General features: G+C 64.4%; 22 protein-coding genes. 3 read left to right on the forward strand and 19 right to left on the reverse strand.

Going from position 1 to position 19,949, the window contains the following annotated elements; all coding sequences use genetic code 11:
* Positions 1-56: 56 nt before the first annotated feature.
* The 5 genes from D6Z24_RS18010 to D6Z24_RS18030 form a co-directional block, all read right to left on the reverse strand.
* A complete protein-coding gene (locus tag D6Z24_RS18010) occupies positions 57-467 on the reverse strand; it encodes a heavy-metal-associated domain-containing protein (RefSeq protein ID WP_129128000.1) in 411 nt (136 codons plus the stop codon).
* 192 nt (positions 468-659) lie between these two features.
* Positions 660-1,751, reverse strand: coding sequence for a two-component system sensor histidine kinase NtrB (locus tag D6Z24_RS18015; protein WP_129128001.1), 1,092 nt, complete (start codon positions 1,749-1,751; stop codon positions 660-662).
* An 8-nt stretch (positions 1,752-1,759) separates the two neighbouring features.
* Positions 1,760-1,954, reverse strand: a complete 195-nt coding sequence (locus tag D6Z24_RS18020) for a ferredoxin (protein ID WP_129128002.1) — start codon at positions 1,952-1,954, stop codon at positions 1,760-1,762.
* A gap of 133 nt (positions 1,955-2,087) precedes the next feature.
* On the reverse strand, positions 2,088-3,047 hold the full coding sequence (gene arsS / locus D6Z24_RS18025; protein ID WP_129128003.1) for an arsenosugar biosynthesis radical SAM (seleno)protein ArsS: 960 nt from the start codon (positions 3,045-3,047) through the stop codon (positions 2,088-2,090).
* Positions 3,048-3,055: 8 nt separating this feature from the next.
* Entirely contained in the window at positions 3,056-3,388 is a 333-nt protein-coding gene (locus tag D6Z24_RS18030) for an arsenosugar biosynthesis-associated peroxidase-like protein (RefSeq protein ID WP_129128004.1), read from the reverse strand.
* A gap of 239 nt (positions 3,389-3,627) precedes the next feature.
* Between D6Z24_RS18030 and D6Z24_RS18035 the strand changes: the two genes are divergently transcribed.
* Genes D6Z24_RS18035 through D6Z24_RS18045 form a run of 3 tightly spaced genes read left to right on the forward strand, consistent with a single transcriptional unit; the run spans position 3,628 to position 5,966 of the window.
* Entirely contained in the window at positions 3,628-4,047 is a 420-nt protein-coding gene (locus D6Z24_RS18035; RefSeq protein WP_129128005.1) for a QcrA and Rieske domain-containing protein, read from the forward strand.
* A gap of 24 nt (positions 4,048-4,071) precedes the next feature.
* Positions 4,072-5,169, forward strand: a complete 1,098-nt coding sequence (locus D6Z24_RS18040) for a cytochrome b (protein WP_129128006.1) — start codon at positions 4,072-4,074, stop codon at positions 5,167-5,169.
* Entirely contained in the window at positions 5,166-5,966 is an 801-nt protein-coding gene (locus tag D6Z24_RS18045; RefSeq protein ID WP_129128007.1) for a cytochrome c3 family protein, read from the forward strand. Before D6Z24_RS18040 ends, D6Z24_RS18045 begins: the two co-directional genes overlap by 4 nt.
* On the opposite strand, the gene D6Z24_RS18050 is transcribed toward D6Z24_RS18045, so the two are convergent.
* From D6Z24_RS18050 to D6Z24_RS18115, 14 genes are all read right to left on the reverse strand, one after another.
* A complete protein-coding gene (locus D6Z24_RS18050; RefSeq protein WP_129128008.1) occupies positions 5,963-6,451 on the reverse strand; it encodes an acyltransferase in 489 nt (162 codons plus the stop codon). The two genes, D6Z24_RS18045 and D6Z24_RS18050, sit on opposite strands and share 4 nt — an antisense overlap.
* Positions 6,452-6,460: 9 nt before the next feature.
* Positions 6,461-6,721: an acyl carrier protein gene (locus tag D6Z24_RS18055; protein WP_129128009.1), complete on the reverse strand. Its 261-nt coding sequence runs from the start codon at positions 6,719-6,721 to the stop codon at positions 6,461-6,463.
* A 25-nt stretch (positions 6,722-6,746) separates the two neighbouring features.
* On the reverse strand, positions 6,747-7,733 hold the full coding sequence (gene nadE, locus D6Z24_RS18060; protein WP_129128010.1) for an NAD(+) synthase: 987 nt from the start codon (positions 7,731-7,733) through the stop codon (positions 6,747-6,749).
* Between the two features lie 31 nt (positions 7,734-7,764).
* Positions 7,765-9,321 (reverse strand): class I adenylate-forming enzyme family protein, encoded by a 1,557-nt coding sequence (locus D6Z24_RS18065; protein ID WP_129128011.1) that lies wholly within the window; start codon positions 9,319-9,321, stop codon positions 7,765-7,767.
* 10 nt (positions 9,322-9,331) lie between these two features.
* A complete protein-coding gene (gene asnB / locus D6Z24_RS18070) occupies positions 9,332-11,341 on the reverse strand; it encodes an asparagine synthase (glutamine-hydrolyzing) (protein WP_129128012.1) in 2,010 nt (669 codons plus the stop codon).
* Between the two features lie 276 nt (positions 11,342-11,617).
* On the reverse strand, positions 11,618-12,655 hold the full coding sequence (locus D6Z24_RS18075; RefSeq protein ID WP_129128013.1) for a lipid II:glycine glycyltransferase FemX: 1,038 nt from the start codon (positions 12,653-12,655) through the stop codon (positions 11,618-11,620).
* Positions 12,645-13,754 (reverse strand): DegT/DnrJ/EryC1/StrS family aminotransferase, encoded by a 1,110-nt coding sequence (locus D6Z24_RS18080; RefSeq protein ID WP_129128014.1) that lies wholly within the window; start codon positions 13,752-13,754, stop codon positions 12,645-12,647. Before D6Z24_RS18080 ends, D6Z24_RS18075 begins: the two co-directional genes overlap by 11 nt.
* The gene (locus tag D6Z24_RS18085) at positions 13,717-14,244 is read right to left on the reverse strand and encodes an acyltransferase (protein WP_129128015.1); all 528 of its coding nucleotides are present in this window, start codon (positions 14,242-14,244) and stop codon (positions 13,717-13,719) included. The genes D6Z24_RS18080 and D6Z24_RS18085 overlap by 38 nt, the downstream gene beginning before the upstream one ends.
* A 43-nt stretch (positions 14,245-14,287) precedes the next feature.
* Positions 14,288-15,313 carry a Gfo/Idh/MocA family protein gene (locus D6Z24_RS18090; protein ID WP_129128016.1) on the reverse strand — a complete coding sequence of 342 codons (1,026 nt, stop codon included), beginning with the start codon at positions 15,311-15,313 and terminating at the stop codon, positions 14,288-14,290.
* Between the two features lie 25 nt (positions 15,314-15,338).
* On the reverse strand, positions 15,339-16,472 hold the full coding sequence (locus D6Z24_RS18095; RefSeq protein WP_129128017.1) for a sugar transferase: 1,134 nt from the start codon (positions 16,470-16,472) through the stop codon (positions 15,339-15,341).
* A gap of 129 nt (positions 16,473-16,601) precedes the next feature.
* Positions 16,602-17,315, reverse strand: coding sequence for a Crp/Fnr family transcriptional regulator (locus D6Z24_RS18100; RefSeq protein ID WP_129128018.1), 714 nt, complete (start codon positions 17,313-17,315; stop codon positions 16,602-16,604).
* A gap of 26 nt (positions 17,316-17,341) precedes the next feature.
* Positions 17,342-18,649 (reverse strand): pilus assembly protein TadG-related protein, encoded by a 1,308-nt coding sequence (locus D6Z24_RS18105; RefSeq protein ID WP_129128019.1) that lies wholly within the window; start codon positions 18,647-18,649, stop codon positions 17,342-17,344.
* Positions 18,650-18,665: 16 nt separating this feature from the next.
* Positions 18,666-19,187, reverse strand: coding sequence for a TadE/TadG family type IV pilus assembly protein (locus tag D6Z24_RS18110; RefSeq protein WP_129128020.1), 522 nt, complete (start codon positions 19,185-19,187; stop codon positions 18,666-18,668).
* Positions 19,184-19,675 (reverse strand): TadE/TadG family type IV pilus assembly protein, encoded by a 492-nt coding sequence (locus D6Z24_RS18115; RefSeq protein WP_129128021.1) that lies wholly within the window; start codon positions 19,673-19,675, stop codon positions 19,184-19,186. The genes D6Z24_RS18110 and D6Z24_RS18115 overlap by 4 nt, the downstream gene beginning before the upstream one ends.
* Positions 19,676-19,949 lie beyond the last annotated feature (274 nt).

Here is a 19,949-nt window from a genome sequence, read left to right on the forward strand (position 1 = left end):
TTCTCGGCTCGCGAAAGCCTTGTTTTTAACGTAGAACGTAGAACGTTGAACGCGTTTTAGTTCTTCCCGCCGCAGCCGCCTTTGCCGCAGCAGCCGCCGGCGGCGGCCTTGCCGCCCAGGTCGCGCCCGGCCATGGTGCGGAACTGCTCCGGGGTGAGAACGCCGGCGACCTTCGAGGCGAAGCCGCACTTCTCTACCGCGGCGACCAGCCGTTCAGGGGCCACCTGCTTCGAGTCGTAACCGGCGATGACGAGCCCGCTTTCAAGATCCACCTCGGTCGCCGCCACCCCTTTTTGGGTCTGCAGCGCCTCGTTGATCTTCTTGACGCAGGCGCCGCAGGTCATCCCGGAGGTGCGCAGCACGACGACCTTGTCGGCGGTAGCCCCCACCCTCACGTAAAAGGCGAAGACACCAAGCACCGTGACCACGACGAGCAAGAGGACGCTGTTCCATATCCTGTTTTTCATAAGCTCTCCCGGACCGGCGCGGCTGACGCGGGATGCGTCCTGCAGGCTCGGTCGGGAAACCGTTTTTCAAGGAGCGTGCCACGCCGCGGGAAAGGGGTAACCCGCCGGGATCACTCGCTGCCGGGGCGAGCACCGGGCGGCACGCGTCCCACTTCTGTGGAATATCCGGCAGCCGGCGTAGGATTTTCCACACTACGCGGAGCGCGGGAGGGCGACCAGGAAGGTGGTCCCGCGCCCCGGCTCGCTCTGCACCTCCAGGGTGCCGCCATGCCCTTCGATGATCTTCTTGGTGATGGAGAGTCCCAAGCCGGTGCCGCTTCCCTTGGTGGTGAAGAAGGGTTCGAAGATCTTGGCGAGCGCCTCGGCGGAGATGCCGCTCCCTTCGTCGGTGAAGCGGATCTCGATGCGTCCGTCGCGCCCCAAGGCGGTGGCGACGCGCACCTTTCCCCCCTGCGACGAGGCCTGGATCGCGTTCAAAAGGATGTTCATGAAGGCCTGGTGCAGCTTTCCCGGGTCGGCGACCACCGGCGGGAGCGCACTGCGTGCCAGCTCGAGGGTGACGCCGCCGGTGCGTGCCTGGGCGGAAAGGAGGGTCACGATGTTGGCGAGTTCTTCGTTCAAGTCGCATTCCCTCTTGTCGGCGGGCTCCGGGCGGGCCATGCGCAGGAAGTCCTCGACGACGCGGTTCAGGCGGTCGGACTCCTTGACGAGGATCTCGAGGAATTCGCGGCGGTTGGCGGCGCCGCCGTCCTCCATGAGGATCTCGGCGGTGCCCCGGATCGAGGCCAGGGGGTTGCGGATCTCGTGGGCCAGGATGGCGGAGAGCTCGCCCAGGGCGGAGAGGCGCTCGGCGCGCCTTAGCTGCTCCTCGATCCTGATGATGAGCTCGGACTGCTCTTTCAACTGGCGGTAGGAGTCCTCGAGCCCCTTTGCGCTACGCTCCAGCTCCTCGCGGCGGAAACGGTCCTGCTGCGACAGGAAGCCGGTGATGCCGCCTACCACGTTGTAGAGGATGACCTCGAGGTATTTCTCCATCTCCATGGCGATATGGCCGCCCCACTGGAAGAGGATGTGGGGGGCGTAGGCGATGGTGACCAGGATGGCGCAGCCGACGCCGCCGCGGAAACCGAACCAGAAGGCGGACAAGATGATGGGGATGTAGTACAGGCGCTGGAAGATGTCGTGCAACATCCCGAGCCTGAGCGGCGTTAGGTAGTGCAGAAGGCTTATGGCGACGACGCAGGTGAAAAGGGCGGTGCCCCTTAAGAGGTCGGTTCGTCTCATGGGGAGTGCTACTCCTCCCACATGATGCAGGAAACCGGGCAGAGGTCGATGGCGCGGGCCTGGATCTCCGCCTCGTCGGCCCCTTCCGGGTCGTAACACTCGGACTTGCCGTGATCGTCGAAGCGGAACACGGCGGGAAGGTTCCCGATGCAGATGCCGCAACTGATGCATTCGTCCTTTTTTACCAGCGGTTTTCTCGCCACGTGTCCCTCCTTTCCGGCATCGCCTCCAAGGCGCTCCGCGCCCGCAGGCCGGAGGCCACTATAGCGCAGAAGAGACGACTTCCCAATGAAAATTTGCGGCAGGGCGGCCCAACTAGGCCACGATGCTCCCCCCTCAGGTGAAGCCGGCGCCCACGGTGCAGGCGTAACAGTGGTCGGCGGCGGGGATGGGGGTGCCCGGCGCGGGAAGCTCGGTAAGCTCCCGCAGGAAGCGCTCCTCCCCCCCCATATCGATGCCGCGGGAGAGGTGAAAGTCGCAGTCGTAGAGGCGCCCGGTCCAGTCGACGGAGAGCTGGCTGCGGCACATGACGCCGGAGACGGTGCACGGGTTGAAGCCGGAGGCGAGCCGCTCGAGGTAGGCTTCGAGGTTCCCCGAGCGCTCCAGGAAGTGGCGGAAGCGGCCGAGCGGCGCGTTGGCGAAGGTGTAGAGGTTGTGGAAGCTGACGCCGTGCCTGCGTGCGAGATCGCGCCGGAACTTCTCCCGGGCCTCGAGCTGCGGCGCCGGGAGGAAGGCGCCCGAGGGGTTGCTGACGAGGTCGAGTTCGAGCGGGCTTTCCGGCATGCCGTAGCCGAGCGCGTTCAGCTGCTTCAGGGCGGCCATGCTCCGCTCCCAGACCCCGGCGCCGCGCTGGGCGTCGGTTTGTGCCTGGTTGCTGGCGGGAAGCGAGGCGACGAGCACGCAGCCCAGGTCGCGGTAAAGCTCCATGAGGGGCTTGCCCCGCTCCCCCTCCAGGACGACCAGGTTCGTGCGCACGATCAGTCTTTGGGTGTGAGGTGCCAGGCCGCGCAAAAGGTAGGGGAGCTCCGGCACCAGTTCCGGGGCGCCGCCGGTCACGTCGATGACGGCGAAGGGGAGGCGCGCGGCGGCGGCGATCACCTGGTCCATAACCGGGCGCTCCATCATCTCGCTGCGGGCGGGCCCCGCCTCGAGGTGACAGTGCCCGCAGGAGAGGTTGCAGACAAGCCCCACGTTCACCTGCAGCGCGCGGGTCTCGTCCCGCTCGAGGGAAAGCTCGTGACGCGCTAGCCGTTGCCGGAAGCTCTCCGGCGCGGCGTTTTCCATCGTTGCGGACATCGCGACTCCTATAGCGAAAGCTTTTCCGCGATCTTGCGCATCTGCACCCCGTGCACCAGGGAGGCGCCGCCGCGGATCGCGGTCACCACGTGCAGGGCCTCGGTCATCTCGCCTAAGTGCGATCCCTTCTCGAGGCAGGCCCTCGTGTAGGCGTCGATGCAGTAGGGGCACTGCACGGTATGGGCGACGGCCAGGGCGATGAGCGCCTTTTCCCTTTCGGAGAGCTCACCTTCGGCGAAGACCTCGTTGTAGTAGTCGAAGAACTTCCCGGCAAGCTCCGGTGCGTCCTTGCCGATCTCGGCGAAGCTCCCCAGGTCCTTCGGGTCGTAGTAGGTTTCCATGCGTTCTCCTTTTCTCGTTACGGCGGGTACGGCCGGGGAAGCATATCGGAAACGGCGCCGCGGGTAAAGGGAAAGAGGGTGTCCCTCATGAACGTGCGTCCTTGTTAAAGCCCTGAAGTCCCGCCCACACCGGGTGATGAACGGCGGGGGCACCCGATATTCATGAAAAAAGTCGCTTGAAATGGTCCAAGTGGTCATTATACTTGTGCCGAATCAACCGACACTAGCGGGGGGAAGGCATGGAGAACGAAGGGAGAAGGAAGTTTCTCGGGGTCTGTGTGGCCGGCTGCACGGTCGCGGCCGCGGCTGCCGCCGGCTACCCGGTGCTGCGCTACCTGGCGCCCAGGTCCGGACAGGGAGGGGCGGCCAAACTGGTGATACCGGCCGGGGAGCTCAAGGAGGGGGACGCCAAGTTCTTCGAGTTCGCCGGCTCTTCCGCCGTCCTCATCAAGACCAGCAGCGGCCAACTGGTAGCACTCTCCGCGGTCTGCACCCATCTCGGCTGCATCGTGCAGTGGGTGAAGGAGAAGCAGCAGTTTCTCTGCCCCTGCCACGGCGGCCAGTTCTCCACCGACGGCACCGTGCTGGGGGGCCCTCCCCCGCGCCCGCTCGCCAAGATCCCGTTCACCGTCACCGAAGGTAACATCACCATCGGTTAACCCTTTCCGCTTACGGAGGCATCCATGTTAAACCGGCTGTACCGCTGGCTCGATCTGCGCTACGGGATCGGCGAGATCGCGGAAAAGGAGCTCACCGGCTACCTTCTGCCGCGCAACATCAACGAATGGTATTCCCTGGGGAGCGTCCTTTTGGTGATCTTCGCCATACAGGTCGCAACCGGCATGCTCCTCATGATCTACTACGTGCCCGACGCGGACAAGGCGTTCAAGAGCGTCTCCTTCATCATGAACGAGGTCCCCTTCGGCTGGTTCATCCGCCTGTGTCACGCGGTGGGGTCGAACATGATGGTGGCGGTGCTCCTTTTGCACATGCTCTCCACGCTCATGATGGGGAGCTACAAGGCGCCGCGCGAGTTGAACTGGGTGACCGGCTTCACGCTTTTTGCCCTGGTGCAGGGGATCTCGCTCACCGGCTACCTGGCCCCCTGGAGCCAGCTCTCCTTCTGGGCCACGACGGTCGCCACGAACAGCGTCAGCGCCATCCCGGTGCTAGGCCCCACCCTGGTCGAGTTCCTGCGCGGCGGAAAGCTCGTGGGGCCGGCGACGCTCGGGCGCTTCTTCGCCCTGCACGCGGCGGTCCTCCCCGTGGTGATCGCGGCGCTGATCGGGGCCCACCTCTTCTTCCTGAAACGGACCGGCGTCTCGGCGCCCCCTTTCGGCAGGGACGAGACGGCGAACCCGTTCGAGGCGCGCGAGTACCACTACCAGGGGCACCCGGGTGGGATCCCCTTCTTTCCGAACTACGCGCTGCAGGACTTGAGCTCGATCTCCATCTACTTCGCGGTGTTCCTCGCGGTGGTCTTCTTCTGGCCCAACATGCCGTTCACGCCGGACGCCTTCGTCCCGGCCGACCCCTTCAAGACCCCGGCGCACATAAAGCCCGAGTGGTACTTCCTGGCCAACTACCAGACCCTGAAGATCTTCCCGAGCGAGCTCTTGGGGCTTTCGGTGCAGGCGGCGGCGATGACCTTTTTGGCGCTGCTCCCTTTCATCGACCGCTCTCCCGAGCGCCACCCCTTAAAGCGCCCGCTCTTTCTCACCCTGGTGATCGCCGGCATCCTGCTCTGGATCGCACTGAGCGTATGGGGGCACCTGTCATGATTGCGAAAAACATCCTGGCCATCCTGCTCTTGGCCCCGCTTCTCTTCCTGCAACCGGCCGCAGCCGTAGCCGCGGAACAGCCGGAAACGGTCTGCATCCAGTGTCACGGCTCCATGCCGGACCGGTTAGGTGCGCCGGTGAACCTCTGGCGCGGCAGCGTGCACGCGGAAAACGGCATCTCCTGCAACGGCTGCCACGGCGGCGACCCGAAGGACGCGGCGAACGCGATGAGCCCGCAGCGCGGCTTTTTGGGGGCGCCGAAGGAGAAGGACATCCCCGCCTTTTGCGGTCGCTGTCACCCCGGCGTCTACAAGGATTACCTGGCGAGCGCCCACGGCCGGGCTCTCGGCGCGGGGGGACCGACCTGCGTCACCTGTCACCAAAACCACCAGGTGATGAAGGCGTCGCTCGCCCTCATAAACGAGAAGAGCTGCACCCGCTGCCACAGCTTCGAGAGGGCGCGCGCGATCCGTGACGCCATGAGCGGGACCGAGGCGCGCATCGTGGGGATCTCGGGGAGGATCGAAAAGTTCCAGGTGAGCGGGGTGGATACCGAGAAGATGGGCAAGGCGCTCTTCGCGGTGAGAAACCGCTTCCACACCCTGTTCCACGACGTGGACGTGAACCGGGTGAAGAGCGAGTCGGCGGCGATCAACAAGGAGCTCGACAAGCTGGACCAGGCGCTCAAGGTGATCGATGACGAGCATGCGCGCCGGCGCGTGGTGGGTGGGATCGCGGTGGCCGCAGCCCTCCTGCTCGCGTTCCTGTTCCATGCCATGAAGAAGACCTACGACTAGAGCTTTTTCAGCCCGAAGAGGAATTTGCGGTACTGGACCTCACCGCCGGCGGTCAGCGGGTGGGTGATGCGCGCTATGGGTTGCGCGGCGGGGGGGCCGTAGAGGGTGCCGGCGGGGACGTTGCGCGTGACGACGCTCCCCGCCACGACCACCGCCCCCGCGCCGATGGTGACCCCGTGCAGGATGGTGCAGTTGGGTCCGATGAAGGCGCCCTCCTCGATGACCACCCCTCCCTTCGCCTCCTCGGTGGCGCGGTCGCCAAGGTAAAAGTGGGCGAACACGGTGCAGCGAAGGCCTATGGTCACGTTGTCGCCGATGACGATCTGTTCGGGGTGCTGGTCGTCCAGGTAGACGAATTGGCTGAGCCAGACGTTTTTCCCCAGGCGCACCCCGCGCCGGCGCTGCAGCCACGGGCGCAGCGTGTATCCCCCCGGTGCCACCATCGCGAGCTTTCCCAGCACCCTCTGCAGGATCCCCATCCCCATGGCCTCCCCCTACGCCCCTGCGGCGACACGGCCGCGTTTCACCTCCACGAAGGCCGCCACCCGGCGCACCGAGTCGAGGTTCTCCGGGGTGAGTTCCTCGTCGTCCACCGCGATCCGGTAGCGCTCCTGGAGGTAGCTGACCAGTTGCAGGATGCCGGTGGAATCGACGATCCCTTCCTTGATGAAGGAGCTGTCGTCGGTAAGTCCCGCCTCGTCCCCGAACAAAAAGTTCTCCACGACGAAGTTCCTGATCTCTTCGGTAACGCTCATGTTGCGCCTCCTTTACCCCTTCGGGTCACGGCAACCCCACCTCTTCCATCAGAAGCGGCGGCAGGTGCAGGTAACGGGTGGTCCTTCTCTTGGTTTCGATATCCTCGTACACCATGCGCACCTCTGCCGGGGTGAGCCCGAGTACGGGTGCGACGGTTTCGGCCGGGACGCCGTGGTTTTTTCCCCAGAGGCAGAGGTCCATCTGTCGGTAGGGGAGCGAGAAGTAGAACTCGTCCTGCCCCTGGGCCAGCGAATAGGTGTCCGTGGTCGGCGCCCTGCGGCGGATCTCCTCGGGGACGCCCAGGTACTCGGCCAGCTGGTACACCTGGGACTTGTAAAGGTGCGCGATCGGTTTCAGGTCGGCGGCGCCGTCGCCCAGTTTCACGAAGAACCCCTGGTCGTACTCGAGCCGGTTCGGGGTGCCGGCGACGGCGAAGTTCAGCCGGTCGGCGTGGTAGTACTCGAGCATCTTCCTCACGCGCTGCTTGAAGTTGGTGGCGGCGACGATCTGCAGGTAGGGGGCAAGGGGGAGGCGCACCGTGCGCTGCTCTCCCTTGTCGTCCTGCGTGACGAGGAAGAAGGTGGTGAAGCGCGGCTTGTCGGTGACCGCGGAGATGACGATCTTGGAGCTCCACCCCGCCCCGTACTCCGGCACCACCTGGCGCACCGCCTGGTCGTACTTCTCATAGCAGCCGACGGCATGGAGGATCCCCGAGATGTCCTCCACGCAGGTCGTCATCCCGAAGGTCCGCGCGAGTTTCCCGCTCAGGGCGAGGGTCTCCGGGGCGGAGTGGCGCTCGGGCATCTCGAGCCCCACCACGCGCGCGGCGCCTATCGCCCGGACCGCGAGGGCCGCGGTCACGCTGCTGTCGATCCCGCCGGAAAGGGCCACCACCACCCCTCCCCGCTTGACCTCCCTCCGCATCAGTTCCCTGATCCTCGCACAGATCCGTTCCGCCTCCCGTTGCGGGTCGAGGCGGAGCACCTCGGGTGAAAACGTCGCTGTCGTCATAGGCACCTTCCTCTCCGGTCCCGTCAGGGACCTAGCTGGTGGTCGTTGGAGCCGCACCGCAGATGACCAGGCAGGAGGCCCGGTCCACCTTGCCGCTTGGGTGTTTGGGGAGCAGGGAGACGAGCCTTATCTCCGCCGGGATCTTGTGTCTCGGCAGTTTCGCGCGGCAATGGGCTAAAAGCGCCAGGTGGTCGGCGGCCCCTTCAAGCGGCGCGGCGAGGGCCACGAGCCTGGTCCCCAAGAGGGCGTCGTCCACACCGAGCACCGCAGTCTCGAGCAAAAGTCCGCTCGACATGAGCACATCCTCGATCTCCTGCGGGTCGACGCGGTGCCCACCCACCTTGAGCAGGTGGTCCTTCCTGCCGGTCACGTAGAGGTAGCCGTCTCCGTCGCGGTAACCCATGTCGCCCGTGTGGTAGCCGTTTCGGTCGAGGACGCGCGCCGTTGCTTCCAGGTCCCCCCAGTACCCCAGCATGATGTTGGGGCCCGATGCGACCAGCTCGCCGCTTTCTCCCTCGGCGAGCTCCTCGCCGGCCGGGCCGAGCACGCGGACCGTCACCCCGGGGATCGCTTTGCCGATGGAGCCGATCTTCTCGGCGAGCCGCTCCGGCTCGACGTAGGTGAGGCGCGCCGCCGCCTCGGTCGCCCCGTACATGACGAAGAGCTTCGTGTGCGCCGGCAGGACCTGCATGAGCCGCTCCTTGATCTCGCGCGCCATGTGCCCTCCCGCCTGGGTGCAGTAGCGCAGGGCCGGGAGGCGGTCCCTAAAGGAGGCGAGCGGCGAGCGGTGCAGCAGATAGGCGTAGGTGGAGGGGACGCCGGAAAAGCCGGTCACCCCTTCCTCGGCCATCTGCCGCAGCACCGAGGCGCTGTAGGCGAAGTTGTTGTTGATCACCACCGTCCCCCCGACGGCCACGTGCGTGTTGAGGAGCGATTTCCCCATGACGTAGAAAAAGGGGAGCACCACCATCTGGACGTCGTCCTCGGTCAGGTGCAGGTATTCGACGATGGAGCGGGTGTTGCTCACGATGTTCGCGTGCGAGAGCATGACCCCCTTCGGGGCTCCCGTGGAGCCGGAGGTGTAAATGATGCTGGCCAGGGAGGTGTCGGCGACGGGACGGCCTTCCGGCGGGAGTTCCTCCCCCTTCAGGGCCTGATCCCACCCCCAGGCGCCCCCCTCCCCCGCCGGGGCCGCCGCGTCGGCGAAGAGAACGAAACGGACCGAGGGGAGAAACTGGAGCGGGGTGCGCAGCAGGGCCCCCTCCCGCTCCATGATGATCCCTGCGGGCTGCAGTTCTTCGCAAAGGCGGGTGAGCGCCTCGGGCCCGGTCTGAAGGTTAAGCGGTACCGCAACCGCCCCCGCCTTCAGGATGCCGTAGTAGCTCGCCACGTACTGGACGCCGTTGCCCAGAAGCAGGACGATGCGGTCTTCAGGCTGCACGCCGCGCTCGATCAGGAAAGCGGCTATGCGGGACGCGGTACGATCGAGGCGGCGGTAGGTGACCCGCTCGCCGTCGTGAACGAGGGCCACCTTGTCCGGGCGGCGCGAGGCGCTGTTTTCCAGGAAGTGGTGCACGCAACCGTTCATGGTTTCTCCTTTAAAGCCCGGGGCTCCCCACGGGACCGCCCCCCCTCTTCCGCCCCGGGGGGGCGCATACCAGGTCCGGACGCACGACGGGGACCCCCTTCCAGGAGGCGGCGGCGACGAACTGGCGGTGCAGGATTTCCGTGGTGACGATCCCCATGAGGGCCATGTTGTCGAATTCACCGGCCGGGGCGGAGAGCACCTTGCGGAAAAGGCGCCCCACCCGCTCCGGATCGAAGTAGCCGCTAGCCTTAAGGCTCGACGCGCTCAGGAGTTCTTCCACGTAATCCGCGGCGACCAGGGTGAAAAGGGAGCGGACCGGCGCACGGTAGGGCTGCTTCGCCCTTTTCAGGATGCTCTCGGGCAAAAGATCGCGGCAGGCCTTTTTCAGGAAGTACTTCTCGGCGAGCCCTCGCATCTTCCAGTGCGGGGGGAGCCGGAAGGCGGACTCGATCACCCGGTAGTCGAGGAAGGGGTGGCGCATCTCAACCGAGTGGGCCATGGCGACGCGGTCTCCCTGCGCGGAGAGGAGAAAGCCCGCCAGGAAGAGCTCGATCTCCAGGACCTGCGCGCGGCAGAAAAAGTCGCGCCCGGCGAATCCCTCCGGGAGCAGGCGTACAAGCTCCTCGCGCGGATCGTACCCCGCGAGTTGCTCGCGAACCCCCTTCGACAGGAAGGTGAGGTTTCTCGCCCCTCCCCCCCAGCGCACCGCGTGAGAGAAGAAGGGATCGTCCAGCTGCCTCGGGTCGACGGCGAAGAACTCCCGCAGGAAGTGGCGCCCGCGGGAAGGGTCGCGGAACACGTAAGGGTAGAGCCGCTCGAGAAGGCGCGGGCGCAGCGAGGAGCCGGGAAGGCGCCCCCACCACTGCCTGATCTTCGCCTCCTTGAAGATGTTGTACCCCCCGAGCATCTCGTCCGCCCCCTCTCCGGAGAGGACCACCTTGTACCCCTCCTCGCGGACCAGTCGGGAAAGGAGGTACATGGGGACCGGAGAGGTGCGCAGGGTCGGCTGTTCGCAGTGCCAGACCGTCTCAGGCAGGAGCGTTCTGATCTGCGCGTCTTCGACGAGGACGCGCCGGTGGTCCGTCCCCAGACGGGTCACCATCTCGTCCTGGGCGGGGCTCTCATCGAAGGCGGGGTCGGCGAAACCAAGCGAGAAGGTCTTAAGACGGCTCTTGCAGTGGCGTGCGATGAGGGCGGCGATGATGGAGGAGTCGAGCCCGCCGGAGAGGTAGGCCCCCACCGGCACGTCGGCCCGCAGCCTCAGACGGACCGCGTCGTCAAGGAGCGCGGCGAAGGAGTCGGCGGCCTCGGCAAACTCCCCCGGGGGGATCTCGCGCCACGAAAAGTGCGGGATGCGCCAGTATGGGACGGGGTCGGAGCGCCTGCCGTCGACGCGCAGGTAGTGCCCCGGCGGGAGCGCCTCGATCCCCTGGAAGAAGGTCCGCCCCGGGAGCGTGCTCCAGAAGACGAAGAGCTGGCTGAGCGCCTGCGCGTCGAGCCCGTGCCTGCCGGCTACGGCGAGGATCGCCTTGATCTCGGAGGCGAACAGGAGCCGGCCGTCCGGGGTGAAGGTGTAGTAGAGGGGACGCACGCCGACGCGGTCCCGGGCGAGGAAGAGTTCCCCCTTTGCGGCATCCCAGATGGCGAAGGCGAACTGGCCGTTGATCCTGTCGAGGCAGGCGGGGCCGTACTCTTCGTAAAGGTGCAAAAGCACCTCGGTGTCGGTGCGGGTCGTGAAGCGGTGCCCCCGGGCTAGGAGGTCCTCCTTCAGCTCGAGGTAGTTGTAGGCCTCGCCGTTGTAGACGATCCAGAGCGTGCCGGTCTCGTTGCCGATCGGCTGCGTTCCGCCGTCGATGCCGATGATGCTCAGGCGCAGGTGCCCGAGCCCGGCGCGGGTGTCGAGGTACACCCCGGACTCGTCCGGTCCCCGGTGGCGCAGCGGCGAGATCATCGCCACGACCTGCTCAAGGGATGGGGCTTCGGCTTCTTTCAGGTTAACGATGCCAGCAATCCCGCACACTTGATTCCTCCCGAGCCGCCCATTTTCCTCCGGACGGCGCAAAACCATGAAACTATACCAATGAAGTTTATTGAAGCAATGCGTTTTTTGGCACGGAATCTCGGGCGGGACGCCGGTGGAATCCTGACGGCGCAGCCTCGTGCGTGAAGCAGGGGAAATGCGGCGCAACGTGGAAGGGGCAGCGGTCACGACCACTGCCCCTTCACTTTTCCCGTTTGCCCTGCACCGATCTCTTACCAGGCCAAGGGGAGCGTTTCAAGGCCGCCGCGTCGAGCATCATCCCATGTGCCGGTAACCCAGCTCTCCCAGGGCCCTCAGCATCCCCCCCGGCAGCTTCTTCAGGAGTGCGCTGTACTTCCACTCCTCGGCGCCCGGCCCGCAAAAGCCCCCCTCGCGGAAATCGTAGCGGTGGTACTTAAGTTCGCTCCTGACCCCGCCCCAGCCGTCCTTGAACTGGATAAGGCCGCGGTTGTCGGGATCGGTCCGGCCAAGGCTCAGGTTCTCCAAGCCGCTTTGCGCACATCTGGTGATCATCTCCCAGAAAAGCAGGTTGTTGGCGCGCAGACTCTGGTACCTCTCGTCCGAGGCGCCGTACTTGTAGATGGCGTTACTGCCGTAGTGCAGGCAGATCGCCCCGGCGACGGCGGTCCCGGCATGATAGGCGAGGACGGCGAAGCCGAGCCCCCTGCCGATCAGATGCCGATGCAGGTTGACGAAGTAGCTCCTGGGCTGTGGGGGGACCCCCTGGCGTTTCCTGGTCAGGCAGTGCAGTTTGTAGTAGGTGAGAACGCCTTCGAGGTCCCGATGGAACCGGACGCGCACCCCTTCCTTTAGCGCCTTCCGGATCCCCCTCGCCGTGCTCTTTCTCACCCTCGCGAACATCTCGTCGGGATCCCGGCAAAGGGCAAGGGTATGATTCACGAAGCAGCGGCTTGCCACCTCAGCTTCAAGAAAGCGCTCCCCCCTGAACTCGAGATAGCGCCACTTCCGTTTTCTGCCGTGGGCCAATGCCGCCTGCAGCAGCGCGTGGAACTCTTCCTCCCCGTCGGCCACCGCCCCGCAGGAATCCGAGAAACAGAGGGAGACGCCGCGTCTTCCCGTGATGAGGCTGTCCACCTCCATCAAGGGAAGACACGCAGCGACCTCGAATTCATGGTTCAAAAGCAGGTAGGCCGGACGAAAGCGGTAGGAATCGGCGAGCAGCCGCGCCCACGCGGAACAGTGGAACACGGTGCTCGTCCGACGGCTGCCGACCCAGGTGTCATATGCGTCATCACTGCGGGGATCGATAACGTGGAGATCGTTAAGGGGCATCAGTGATCCGCCTTACTTCCTGGCAGATGTATTGAATCTGGTGTTCCGTGAGCTCCGGGAACATGGGGAGCGAAAGCAGCTCGGCGGCACAGCGCTCGGAAACCGGGAAGCTCCCCGTAGCCTTGCCGCTTGCGCTGTACGCCTCCTGCAGGTGGATGGGAACGGGGTAGTGCACGCCGCACTCAATGCCGCTTGCGTGCAGCGCTTCTTTCATCTGTTCCCGGTTCGGGATCCGCACCGCAAAGACGTGATAGACGTGACGGGCGTAATCCATCTCCTGCGGCGTCTTTACCGCCGTAATCCCGAAAAGGTCCTTGCGGTACCACTGGGCGTGGTCGCGCCGCCTGGCGTTCCACGCTTCCAGGTACTTCAGCTTGACGCTCAGCACCGCCCCCTGAATACCGTCCATGCGGCCGTTCATCCCGATCACGTTGTGGTAGTACTTGCGCGACTGGCCGTGATCGCGCAGCATCCTGATCCGGCGCGCGAGCTGCTCGTCGGCGGTGACCACCCCGCCTGCCTCGCCGTAGGCGCCGAGGTTCTTGCCGGGGTAGAAGCTGAAGCAGGCGGCATGTCCCAGGGAGCCCGCGCGCCGCCCCTTGTATTCGGCGCCGTGGGCCTGGCAGGCATCCTCGATTACCGCGAGGCCGTGCCGGTCGGCGATGGCGAGGATCGGGTCCATGTCCGCGGTCTGACCGTAGAGGTGCACAGGGATTACCGCCCTGGTCCTTTGTGTGATCGCATTTTCCAGAAGGGCCGGATCCATGGTGTAGCTTTTCGGGTCGATGTCGACGAAAACGGGGGTCGCTCCGCACAGGGTGATCGCTTCCGCCGTCGCGATGAAGCTGTTCGGTACCGTGATGACTTCGTCCCCCGCTCCGATGCCGAGGCCGAGCAGCGCGAGCCAAAGAGCCTCGGTGCCGCTTCCTACCCCCGCCGCGTACCTGCTCCCGCAGAAGGCGGCGAATTCCTCCTCGAACTTCTCGACGTAGGGACCTCCGGAAAAGGCGCAGTTGGCCATGACCTCGCCTATCGACTGCTGCACCTCGTCCGCTATGGCGTCATACTGGGCTTTGAGATTGAGAAAGGGCACTTTCATCTGATTTCTCCTTCGGGATGTACCGCAACACCCGGGCCGGATTTCCGGCGACTATGCTGTAAGGCTCCACGTTTTTCGTGACGACGCTGCCGGCACCGACGATGGCATTTTCGCCCACCGTCACGCCGCAAAGGATCGTGGAGCTGGAACCGATGGAGGCGTTTTTCCTGATCACGGTCCTGACCACGCTCCAGTCCGATTCCATCTGCAGTTCCCCCGAGACGGTTGTCGCCTTCGGGTAGAGGTCGTTGATGAAGGTCACGTTGTGACCGATGAAGACGTTCTCCTCGATCTCAACCCCTTCACAGATGAAGCTGTGGCTCGATATCTTGCAGTTCTTGCCGATCTCGGCGTTCTTCTGGATCTCCACGAAGGCGCCGATCTTCGAGTTGTCACCGATGGTGCAGCCGTAGAGGTTGATGAACTTCCCAAGTTTTACGTTCTGCCCGAGCTTTACATCTGGTGCCACTGCCGCGAAATTTTCCACCATAGCGTTCTCCTTTCCCGGGGTGCGGTCGACGACTCCCCTCCCGTCAGTTCAGCCGCACGAGCACGCCGCCGCCAGCCAACGACTTCTTGATCGCCTCGAGGATGCGGACCACCCGCAACCCGGCGTGTCCGTCGTTTTTCGGGGTGACGTTGTTGTTTATGCAATCGATGAAATAGGATGTCTCGCCCTGCAGGGCCTCGACCTGGGTAACGCGCGGGGCCCACATGTCGCCGCTGCGGTAGCTGAGCCGCAGTCCGTAGGCCTTCTCCTTGGACTCCATGTTCAGGCTGTCGAGGCCGTCCACCCCCTTGTCGTAGACGCGTATCTTCTCGTCGCTCACCAGGTCGTTCCAGACCAGCATCTTCTTCTGCCCGCCGATCAAGGTGGTCCTGATCTTTACCGGCGACAGCCAGTTCACGTTCAGGTGCGCGATGACGTTTCCTGGGAAGTAGATGGTGATGTAGGCCACGTCCTCGAGTTCGTTTCTGAAGTGGGCGATACCGGTGGCGGTCACCGCGACGGGGTCCATGCGCAGGAGATGGTCCATGATGGAAAGGTCATGCGGGGCGAGGTCCCACACCACGTTCACGTCCTTCTGGAAGAGCCCGAGGTTCACCCTGATCGAATCGAAGTAGTAGAGGTCCCCGAGGATGCCGTCGTCGATCAACTCCTTGATCTTCTTCACCGCGCCGGTGAAGAGAAAGGTGTGGTCCACCATGATCTTCAGGTTTTTGCGCTCGGCGAGCTCGATGAGCTTTTCCGCCTCGGCCACCGAGGCCGTGAACGGTTTTTCGATGAAGATGTGCTTTCCGTTCGCGAGCGCCTTGCGGGCGATCTCGAAGTGCGACGAAACCGGCGTGACGATCGCCACGACGTCGATATCCTTGGCGCCAAGAAGCCTGTCGCATTCGCGCTCGGTCCGGACCCCGGGATAGCTCGCGGCGGCCCGCTGCAGGGACTTCTCGTCCGCATCGCTTATGGCGACGACCCTGGCGCCCGGGGTCGAGCTGAAGTTCCTTGCGACGTTGGGCCCCCAATAGCCGAATCCTACTATGCCGACGTTGATCATAGCTCCCACCCTGAATGTTGAAGCGCTAGTAAGCCCCCCTGCACCTCAGTACGGCCATGGGGGTCATGAGGAGGATCTTCAAGTCCAGCAGCACGCTCCAGTTCCTTAGATACCGAAGGTCGAGCCGCACCATCTCGTCGAAATTGGTCGAGCTCCTGCCGCTTACCTGCCAGGCGCCGGTGATGCCCGGTTTTTTCCCGATCAGGCGGTTGCGCTGCCAGCCGCGGTAGTTCTCGACCTCGTAGTGGATCGGCGGCCGCGGCCCTACGAGAGACATCTCCCCCTTCAGCACGTTGAAAAGCTGCGGCAGTTCGTCCAGGCTGTACGCCCTCAGAAACCTGCCGACGCCGGTTACCCGTGGATCGCTGGTGATCTTGTACACGGTGTCCTCGCCGGCATCGATCTTCCCCTCGATCAGTTCCTTCACGAACTCCCGGTGGATGGCGTCGTCCCGGTTCACGTGCATGCTTCTGAACTTCAACAGCTTGAAGCGGGCGCCGTTCAGCCCATAGCGCTCCTGGACGAAGAAGACGGGTCCCTCCGAGCCAAGCCTTATGGCGATGGGGACCAGGAGAAAGATAGGGCTTAGCAGCAGTAACGCAGTGAGGCTTCCGACCAGGTCGAGGGCCCGCTTTAAGAGCACCCCCGGCGTCTTGACCAAGGTGGTGGCGGTGACCTCCGGGAAAAAGAGGAGGTCGAAGGCGGCGCCGTCTCCCCCCGTTTCGGGGTAGAGCCTGAAGGTGACCACCATGCGGCTCGCCGCCTCCTCGCCGAAGCAGCTCCGCAGCATCCCGGTCACCTTGTTGCCGACGCAGCGCTCCGCCTCTTTCACCTTGTCCGCCGTCACCTCGACCAGGATCGCGCCGACCGCCCTCCCGTCCAGTGCCCCGCAGATGTCGGTCTCCCTCAGGCAGCCGGGAAGCCCCTTGGCCAACCGGCCAAGGAAAGCGGCGGGGTCTTCGTCATAGCCGCCTCCCGCGGTCACCACCATGACAAGCAGCGGCTTACCCGCTCTCTCAGCGCGTTTTCTTTCCTGGATGAGTTTCTGGCGGAAGCTCTCAAGGGGATGAAACCCGTGACCGAAGCGCTCTGCACCACGAGCACGGCACCCGCACAGCATGTACCACCAGTAAGTTCTCTTAGCCCATTGACCGTCCATGTTCAGCTCCGAAAAGGACCAGATACTGCCGGTGCCGTTTCAATGACAGCGGCCGGCAAAATCATTAATTTTTTCCAACCGTGCAAGTATAGTTAGGCGCTTCACCATGTCAAGGCGCCCGGCGGCGGGCTACAGGAACTGCATCTTGCGCTTGAACCCGGGCTTCAGCAGGATGGTCCGGTTCTGCAACATCTCCAGGTCCCCCTCCTGCGTCAGCCGCTGCAAAAGCCTCGTCACGGTCTCCCGGGATACCGACGTGTAACCCGCGAGTTCCTTGTGGGTGAGCCGAAGGGCGATCACCACGCCGCGGGCGTCCGGCACGCCGTGCAGCAGGCTCAGGTGGTTCAGTATGGAGCGCAGCCTCTGCTCCGCATCCGGCAGGGTGATCGCCTTCAGCACCAGTTGCGCCTCGCGCAGGCGCTGGCAGAGCATCGCCACCAACTGGAGCAGGACCTTGTCGTTGCCGAGGAAGAAGGTGTCGAAGGTTTCCTTGGAGATGAGCCCTATCTCGGTGTCCTCCATGGCGATCACCGTGGCGGGGGCGGTCTTCGCGTCGAGCAGCGCCATCTCGCCGAAGACGTCGCCGCGCTTGTGTACGGCGAGGATGCGCTCCGTCCCCTCTCCCCCGAGGTGGACCACGCGGACCTTGCCGCTGAAGACGACATACATGAAGTTGGCGGTGTCCTCCTCGAGAAGGACGATCTGGTTCTTATGGAACTTCTTCTCGAGGATCCTGCGCTGCACCTCGGCGAACGCCTCCTCGTCCAGGTGCGAGAAGAGCGCGATCGACCTGAGCAGTCTCGCGTGGCCGGCCAATTCTCCTTCCGTTCCCGATTTCTTCAACGTGCACCCCCAGATGGGTGATGACCTCACCGCGACAGGCGCAGCACCGAAGTGGCGACCTTGCGAAAGGCCGCGTCGAACTCTTCCGGCTCCGCCGAGACGTATGTGCCGCTTGGCTGGTTCGCGTTGTAGGTATCGACCCCGTTCACGTTCGCCAGCCGCCTCATGATGTTCTCCCCTTTTTCGTTGTTGCCGTACGAGCAGGCCGCCTCGATCTCGCTTAGTTTGGAGCCGCGCCCGATGACGTGGATGATGATCGGGTACCCCTGCGAACCCGATTCTCCCCGCGCCGCGTCGGCCACGTTCTCGGCCATGTTGCGCGCCGCGCGGTCGACGTTGCACCTTTGCTCATCGAAGCTGTTCGCCACGGGGAGAAGCTCCCGCGCCGCGTTGAAGCTTCTGACGGGCACGGTCCCGCTCCAGTCCGTCTCAGGCAGCGTGTTAAGGGACAGGGCCGAACGCCTAAGCGGCGAGCTCACCTCGTCCCTTCGGTACAGCGGGTAGAGGCCTGCGTCCTGCGAGGAGAGGGCTCCGACCGTCTCCCCTGTGCCGGTTCCGAAGCGGGCGGCCATGCCGTTGGGCGCTCCGGCGGCAAAGAGGACGATGATGCGCCGCTTCGATTGCCTCGGCTTCGGCAGGGAGTCCAGTTGCTCCTTGGCAACCCGGAGCGCCTCCTCCGCCGCGGCGTACCCCGGCTCCCGCGCTTCCGGGGCGGCGAGATAATCCTGCATCCTGCCCAGGTCGAATCCTCGTTTCTCCCTGATCCTGAACTCGTCCGGCGCCTCGACGCCGCTTGCAAAACGGATCAAGCCGATGCGGTCCGACTCCGGGTTGAAGTTTCCCAGAAACCTCCCTGCCGCGGCGTTTGCCGCCTCCAGCGCCTGATCGCCCGGTCTTTCCGGGGTTGCCAGCACGAGCACGAGATCCACCGGGGAAAGCGTCGCAGTAGCACTCGCGCTGACGGTGAATTGCCTCGTCCCCACCGCCTTGGCAAAGTATGAGGGGAGCTGCGCCGTGGCGCTCACCGTTACGTTCCAGGACTGGTCCTCTTCCGTGACGACCGTGGTCGGAGCGGCAACCCGTGCACCCAAGAGGCCGTCAGGGTAGTTGGCGGCAAAGAACCTGGCGGCTTCCGCACCCGCAGTCACCTCCCCCTGGGGGGCCACCTTCCCCGCTGCGAGCGCTGCGGCGTCGACCGCCGCGCTCAGCTTGGTCTTCACCAGGTAGGCCATGCCGACGTCTATGGCCAGCCCGATCATCGCCAGGAGAAACGTCGCGGTGAGGACGAACGCGACGAGCACCTGCCCCTTCTCCCTGCCTGCAGGCTCTTTCATGTCCCCCTCCGTACCGTCAGAAGACGGTCCTCGAGTAGAACTGCTTGCCAAGCGTCACCATGCTTCCGGAAAAGAGGCTCCGGTACTCGTAGAAGACCTCCACCACGAAAGCCCTCTCCCCGCTCCCCAGGTTCAGCGCGTCCAGGTCCAACGCCTTTGGGTGCGCCCCACCCGGCGTGTAGGTTCCCACCCTGCTGTCGACCCTCAAGGCCCCTTTCTTCCACGCCTCCTGCGCCTTTATGGTGTCCCCCTGGACCTCGGTGATGTACATCATCCCCCTTTGCGCCATGTCCAGCGGCTGGGCGGTGGCCGCCAGGAGATCCATGATCCCCTGCAGATCCGGTTGCGTCCCCGGAGCGGGACGGGCAGCGAGGTTCGCCCCCTCCCGGCTCACGTTCGATATCACGGTGTTGGCGCGGATGGCGCAGGAGAAATCGTAGATCGCCAGCAGCACGAGCCCGAAAACGAGCAGCAGCAGGGCGAACTCGACGCACGCCTGCCCGCGCACCCGACTCCGGCCGGCACAGGGCCTCATCATTTCCCCTCCTTGGCGGGGAAGTCCTCGTTTCTCATGGTTGATCTGGCGGTGAAGGTGTAGGTAGGGCCGAAGACCGGCCTTAGGACCGGCGTCAGCAGCGGACAGGTATAGGTGAGGCTTACCATGATGAGCCGGTTCGGCTCGCCGGGGTCTCCCCCGTCTTCGACCGGGGCACCGGTGTAGTTGGCAAAGGCGGGGACATCAAGGGGAAGCACGCTCACCTTCGGCTCCTTCGGGTTATGGAGGTTGCGGTCGTAGAGCCCCATGGACTGTTCCCTTACCTTCGCGTTGAGAGCCGCCCTGCGCGATGGCGACCCATCGCTGCAGCCGGTAACGGCGAGCCGCGCCCCCTCCCTTACCGCGTGCTGCATGGTGAGGCGCGCGTAAAAAATCCATCCCAGATCGATGACCGCGAACCCCAGCAGGGAGACGATCACAACCACCAGCGCGAGCTCCACCAACGCCTGCCCCCTTGGGTCGTTCCGCATAAGAAAGCTCCTTGCGCGTTAGCGGTTGCCGGCACCCTCCGGACAAAACAGGCACCAGTATAGGTTAGAGGATTCCAATTTCAAGCCGTCCCCGGGAGAAAAAGGGCCCCGTCCTCGATTCCCGGAGAGCGACCATCGGGAATTCCTCGGGGGGGCTAAAAAAAATCGCTTGCACAATCGTTCCGCCGTCGTAGTATTTTAAAGTTTTTTAATTTCATACACAATTTAATGATTGTTACGAGTCCTGATCACTAACAACCAGCGGCACGGCAGA

Source organism: Geomonas oryzae, from assembly GCF_004117875.1.
GTDB lineage: Bacteria > Desulfobacterota > Desulfuromonadia > Geobacterales > Geobacteraceae > Geomonas > Geomonas oryzae.